This is a genomic window from Brevundimonas sp., assembly GCF_036400995.1.
GTDB lineage: Bacteria > Pseudomonadota > Alphaproteobacteria > Caulobacterales > Caulobacteraceae > Brevundimonas.
Map to the genome: position 1 here is coordinate 1 of NZ_DASWWG010000036.1, position 5,937 is coordinate 5,937.

The 5,937-nt window shown below is 66.8% G+C and carries 5 protein-coding genes; 2 read left to right on the forward strand and 3 right to left on the reverse strand.

The window, feature by feature from the left end; translation table 11 throughout:
- On the reverse strand, positions 1-1,076 hold a 1,076-nt coding region (locus VGE03_RS04790; RefSeq protein WP_331045327.1), incomplete at its 3' end, for an Hsp70 family protein.
- A 271-nt stretch (positions 1,077-1,347) separates the two neighbouring features.
- On the opposite strand from VGE03_RS04790, the gene VGE03_RS04795 reads away from it, so the two are divergent.
- Complete coding sequence (locus VGE03_RS04795; RefSeq protein WP_331045328.1) at positions 1,348-1,743, forward strand: hypothetical protein; 396 nt, start codon at positions 1,348-1,350, stop codon at positions 1,741-1,743.
- 60 nt (positions 1,744-1,803) lie between these two features.
- Here the strand turns inward: VGE03_RS04795 and bioB are convergent, their stop codons facing one another.
- Both bioB and VGE03_RS04805 read right to left on the reverse strand, forming a co-directional pair.
- Positions 1,804-2,799 (reverse strand): biotin synthase BioB, encoded by a 996-nt coding sequence (gene bioB, locus VGE03_RS04800; protein ID WP_331045329.1) that lies wholly within the window; start codon positions 2,797-2,799, stop codon positions 1,804-1,806.
- 75 nt (positions 2,800-2,874) lie between these two features.
- A complete protein-coding gene (locus VGE03_RS04805; protein WP_331045330.1) occupies positions 2,875-4,356 on the reverse strand; it encodes a globin-coupled sensor protein in 1,482 nt (493 codons plus the stop codon).
- Positions 4,357-4,533: 177 nt separating this feature from the next.
- On the opposite strand from VGE03_RS04805, the gene ahcY reads away from it, so the two are divergent.
- On the forward strand, positions 4,534-5,934 hold the full coding sequence (gene ahcY, locus VGE03_RS04810) for an adenosylhomocysteinase (RefSeq protein WP_331045331.1): 1,401 nt from the start codon (positions 4,534-4,536) through the stop codon (positions 5,932-5,934).
- Positions 5,935-5,937: the final 3 nt, after the last annotated feature.

Below are 5,937 nucleotides of genomic sequence, written 5' to 3' on the forward strand. Positions count from 1 at the left end.
CCCTTGTGCGGCTCCTTGCCGAAGAAGGCCTTCACGGCTTCCTGCACCTTGGGCATGCGGGTCATGCCGCCGACCAGAACCACCTCGTCGATGTCCGAGGCCTTCAGGCCCGCGTCCTTCAGGGCCTTCACGCACGGCTCGATGGTGCGCTGGACCAGGTCTTCGACCAGGGCTTCCAGCTTGGCGCGCGACAACTTGATGTTCAGGTGCAGCGGACCCGAGGCGTTCATGGTGATGAACGGCAGGTTGACCTCGTACTGGGTGGTCGAGGACAGCTCCTTTTTGGCCTTTTCGGCCTCTTCCTTCAGGCGCTGCAGGGCCAGCTTGTCCGAACGCAGGTCGACGCCCTGCTCCTTCTTGAACTCGTCGGCCAGATAGTCGACCAGACGCAGGTCGAAGTCCTCGCCGCCCAGGAAGGTGTCGCCGTTGGTCGACTTCACCTCGAACACACCGTCGCCGATCTCGAGGATCGAGACGTCGAAGGTGCCGCCGCCGAGGTCATAGACGGCGATCTTCTGGCCGTCGTTCTTGTCCAGGCCGTAGGCCAGGGCCGCCGCCGTCGGCTCGTTGATGATGCGCAGGACTTCCAGGCCGGCGATCTTGCCGGCGTCCTTGGTCGCCTGACGCTGGGCGTCGTTGAAATAGGCCGGAACGGTGATGACGGCCTGGGTCACGGTCTCGCCGAGGTAGGCCTCAGCGGCCTCCTTCATCTTGCCGAGGGTGTAGGCCGAGATCTGCTGCGGCGAGTAGTCCTTGCCGTGGGCCTTCACCCAGGCGTCGCCGGTCGGGCCCTTGACGATGTCATAGGGCACCATGTCCTTGTCCTTCGCGACCACCGGGTCCGAGAACGAGCGGCCGATCAGGCGCTTGATGGCGAAGAAGGTGTTGGTCGGGTTGGTGACGGCCTGGCGCTTGGCGGGTTGACCCACCAGCACTTCACCGCCGTCCTGGATCGCGACGATCGACGGGGTGGTGCGGTTGCCTTCCGCGTTCTCGATGACCTTGGGGTTCTTGCCGTCCATGACGGCGACGCACGAGTTCGTCGTGCCCAGGTCGATGCCGATGATCTTGGCCATGCTTAGTCTTTCACTCCATCTCAGCGGGCGGTGCGGCGGCCTTTTAAAGCGAAGCGCCGCGCGTGACTGCCCCCGATTTCAGGGTCTGTTGGATTTATGGAAAGCCCCACGATCTGCGGGGTTTTCCGGGGATTGACGCCGATATGGGAAACACCCCCCCGCCTGCAAGACCTTTGGACGATTCAGTCGTCAGGCGACGTCAGGAGACAGACCCCCGAAAAAAGCGCATCACAGCGTTATCGGAGCCGGGGAAGGCTCGGGGAGACTGGATATGAAGAAGGCCATCAACATCATCGCCGGCGCCGCCCTTCTGGCGGCCGCCTTCGGAACCGCCTCGGCGACCACCGCCGAACCGCGCATCGCCGCCCAGCCCGTGGCGACCATCGTGGTGCAGTCGCGCGACGGCTATAACCGTCGGGTCCGCATCCACAACCAGACCGGCTGGACGATGACGCATTTCTACGCGTCGGACTCGCGCGTCGACGACTGGGAAGAAGACATGCTCGGCTCGAGCGTCCTGGGCAGCGGCTCCAGCGTGACCATGAACATCGACGACGGCTCGGGCGCCTGCCTGTACGATTTCAAGGCCCGCTTCACCAACGGCCAGGAACTGACCCGCTTCCGCATCAATGTGTGCGAGATCGCGGACTACTACTACACGCGCTGATTTTTCAACCGGTTAGCTGATCGACCGCCTCCCGGCATCCGCCGGGAGGCGGTTCGCGTTTCAGGCGGCCGCTTCGGCCGCGGCGATCGGCATGGGCTTGAGGTCCAGCAGGGCGAACAGGCGGGCGTCCTCGTCCTGCTCGGGGTTCGGGGTGGTCAGCAGCTTGCCGCCGACGAAGATCGAGTTGGCGCCGGCCAGGAAGCACAGGGCCTGCATTTCCGGGCTCATGGTCTCGCGGCCCGCGGACAGGCGCACCATGGCCTTCGGACAGACGATCCGGGCCACGGCGACGGTGCGGACGAACTCGATCGGATCGATCTCGCCCTCTTTCTTCACCCGGTCGCCCAGCGGCGTGCCGGTGACCGGCACCAAGGCGTTGACCGGCAGGCTGTCGGGATGGACCGGCAGGGTGGCGAGGGCGTGCAACAGTCCCGCCCGGTCGTGTCGCGCCTCGCCCATGCCGACGATGCCGCCGCAGCAGGTCGACATGCCCGCGTCACGGACGTGCTCCAGCGTCTCCAGCCGGTCCTGATAGGTCCGGGTGGTCACCACCTCGGCATAGTACTCGGGGCCGGTGTCGAGGTTGTGGTTGTAATAATCCAGACCGGCGGCCTTCAGCTGTTTCGCCTGGTCGGCGGTCAGCATGCCCAGGGTGGCGCAGGTCTCCAGACCCAGCGCCTTCACGCCCGAGATCATCGCCGCCAGCTTCGGGGTGTCGCGGTCCTTCAGCTCCCGCCAGGCCGCGCCCATGCAGAAGCGCGAGGCGCCGCCCGCCTTGGCCGCCATGGCCTCGGCCAGAACGGCGGAGGTCTCCATCAGCTTCTCGGCCTTCAGCCCGGTCCTGAAGCTGGCCGACTGGGAGCAGTAGCCGCAGTTCTCGGCGCAGCCGCCGGTCTTGATCGACAGGAGTTGGCTCTTCTGCACCTCGGACGGGTCGAACCAGGTCCGGTGCACCGTGGCGGCGTCATAGACCAGCTCCATGAAGGGGCGGGCGAACAGCGCCTCCACCTGTTCGAGCGTCCAGTCGTGGCGGGGGGTGGCGAGGTCGCGTGTCATGGAACGCGTTCCTGCCCGCCCGCTTCCGCTACGGCAAGGCCCTGTTTCGGGTGAACAAAGGTCAGTTGGCCGGGGTCAGGCGACGCGCCGGATGCGCGACTGTCCGGCCTGCGACCCGAGGCTGAAGCGGTCGACCGAGCCCGACAGGCTTTCGGCCTGCTGGCGCAGGGCGTGGCTGGCGGCCGTCGTCTGTTCGACCATGGCGGCGTTCTGCTGGGTCACCTGATCCATCTGGTTGATGGCGGTGTTGACCTCGCGCAGCCCGGTGGCCTGCTCCTGGGCGGAGGCCGCGATTTCCGAGACCAGCCCGTCGATCTCCGCCACCCGGCCGACGATCCGCTGCAGCGCCTCGCCGGTCTGACCGACCAGATCCACGCCCGAGGCGACCTGCACGCTGGACGCAGAGATCAGGGCCTTGATCTCCTTGGCGGCGTCAGCGGAGCGCTGGGCCAGGGCGCGGACTTCCGAGGCGACGACGGCGAAGCCGCGACCAGCCTCGCCGGCGCGGGCGGCCTCGACCCCCGCGTTGAGGGCCAGCAGGTTGGTCTGGAAGGCGATCTCGTCGATGACGCCGATGATCTGACCGATTTCCTGGGACGACTTCTCGATGGCGTCCATCGCATCCACCGCCTGCCGGACCACCCGGCCGGAGGTCTCGGCGTCGCTGCGGGCGCCCTGGACCACGTCAGAGGCCTGACGGGCCCCCGAGGCGGTCCGGTTCACCGTGGCGGTGATCTGGTCCAGGGCGGCGGCGGTCTCTTCCAGCGACGCCGCCTGTTGCTCGGTGCGACGGGACAGGTCATCGGCGGCGAGGGTGATCTCGCCGGCGCCCGAGCGGATCGACCCGGCGTTCTCGGCGACGGCGCGCATGGCCTGGTTCAGTTGCCGGACGGCGGTGTTGAAGTCGTCGCGCAGCGGCTGGTATGCGGCGGTGAACTCCTCATCGACCGTCGAGGCCAGGTCGCCGTGCGACAGGCCGGTCAGGGCCGCGCCGACCACGCCGACCACATGAGTCTGACGGGCCTCGGCCTCGGCCCGGGCGGCTTCGCTGCGGTCGCGTTCCTCCTGCAGGGCGTCCAGATAGGTCGAGATCGCCAGATCCATGTCCAGCATGACCCTCTGGGTCAGTTCGGCCACCGCCTCGCCGGTGATCCGGTCGTGATCGGCCGCCTTCTCCATCCACTTGCGGGGGCGCTGGTTGATGCGTTCGATCAGGTGGGCCAGCAGGACGCTGTAGCCGCCGATATACCAGCGCGGCTCCAGTCCGATGCGGGCGTGGACCTGACCGATGATCCGGACCGAACGGCCGTAGTTCTCGTCGGTCCGCCCCTCGATGATCGCCGCCCAGTGGTCCTGCTGCGCGGTGCTCGCACCGGTGATGTGGGCCTCGTCGCGGAAGAAGCGCCGCATTGCGGGGGTCGCGCGGACCTGATCGTAGAAGGCGGCGAGCGCATCCGGCAGGGCCTCCCGCAGCACGCCTTCGATCGAGCGGTAGGCCGCCGACGGGGCGCCCAGGCCCATGAAGGCCAGTCGGTCTTGCATGGCGACGTTCGACATGATCGGGCTCCTGCTTCGTTCGTTTCCTAACTAACGAACCGAAGCGTTGCCGTGGTTAACAGCGACCCTAGGAGAAACCCCTACTTTGGTAGGGACATAAGGATATCCTTATGCGTTTCTTGCCCCCGGGGCCGCGTCGGTCTATAGCCCCGGCAAACCCCCGATCAGGACTGACCCATGACCGACTACATCGTTCGCGACATCTCGCTCGCCGACTTCGGCAACAAGGAGATCGCCATCGCCGAGACCGAAATGCCCGGTCTGATGGCGCTGCGGGCCGAGTACGGCGCCGCCCAGCCGCTGAAGGGCGCGCGCATCGCGGGCAGCCTGCACATGACCATCCAGACCGCCGTGCTGATCCAGACGCTGGAAGCGCTGGGCGCCGAGGTCCGCTGGGCCTCGTGCAACATCTTCTCGACCCAGGACCACGCCGCGGCCGCGATCGCCGCCAACAACACCCCGGTCTTCGCCGTGAAGGGCGAGACCCTGGTCGAGTACTGGGACTACGCCCACAAGATCTTCGAATGGGCCGACGGCGGCTATCCGAACCTGATCCTCGACGACGGCGGCGACGCGACCCTGCTGTGCGTGCTGGGGCCGAAGGCCGAGAAGGACCCCTCGGTCCTCGACAACCCGACCAACGAGGAAGAGGAAGCCCTCTTCGCCGTCATGAAGCGGTACCTGAAGGAAAAGCCGGGCTTCTACTCGGCCATCCGCGACGCCATCGGCGGCGTGTCGGAAGAGACCACCACCGGCGTGCACCGCCTGTACCAGATGGCTGAGCGCGGCGAGCTGCCGTTCCCGGCGATCAACGTCAACGACAGCGTCACCAAGTCGAAGTTCGACAACCTGTACGGCTGCCGTGAATCGCTGGTCGACGCCATCCGTCGCGGCACCGACGTCATGCTGTCGGGCAAGGTCGCCGTGGTCTGCGGCTACGGCGACGTGGGCAAGGGCTCGGCCGCCTCGCTGCGTCAGGGCGGCGCCCGCGTGAAGGTGACCGAGATCGATCCGATCAACGCCCTCCAGGCGGCGATGGACGGCTACCAGGTCACCACGCTCGAGAAGGCGGTCGAGTACGCCGACATCTTCGTGACGACGACCGGCAACAAGGACGTCATCACCGTCGATCACCTGCAGCGGATGAAGCACCAGGCGATCGTCGCGAACGTCGGGCACTTCGACAACGAGATCGACATGGCCGGTCTCGAGAAGCTGCCGGGGGCCGAGAAGGTCGAGATCAAGCCGCAGGTGCACGAGTGGCGGCTGCCCAACGGGCGCAGCATCCTGGTGCTCTCCGAGGGCCGTCTCATGAACCTCGGCAACGCGACCGGCCACCCGTCGTTCGTCATGAGCAACTCGTTCTCGAACCAGGTGCTCGCGCAGATCGAGCTCTACACGAAGCAGGCCGAGTACCCGATCGGGGTCTACACGCTGCCGAAGGTGCTCGACGAGAAGGTGGCCCGCCTGCACCTCGCCGCGCTCGGTGTGGAGCTCACCGAGCTCACGCCGTCGCAGGCCGCCTACATCGGTGTCGACGTCGCGGGCCCCTACAAGCCCGAGCACTACCGATACTGAGTC

Bases quoted from the DNA above. Each gene is read 5' to 3' on its own strand.
- VGE03_RS04795 (WP_331045328.1), top strand. From the start codon at position 1,348: ATGAAGAAGGCCATCAACATCATCGCCGGCGCCGCCCTTCTGGCGGCC.
- bioB (WP_331045329.1), bottom strand. From the start codon at position 2,799: ATGACACGCGACCTCGCCACCCCCCGCCACGACTGGACGCTCGAACAG.
- VGE03_RS04805 (WP_331045330.1), bottom strand. From the start codon at position 4,356: ATGTCGAACGTCGCCATGCAAGACCGACTGGCCTTCATGGGCCTGGGC.
- ahcY (WP_331045331.1), top strand. From the start codon at position 4,534: ATGACCGACTACATCGTTCGCGACATCTCGCTCGCCGACTTCGGCAAC.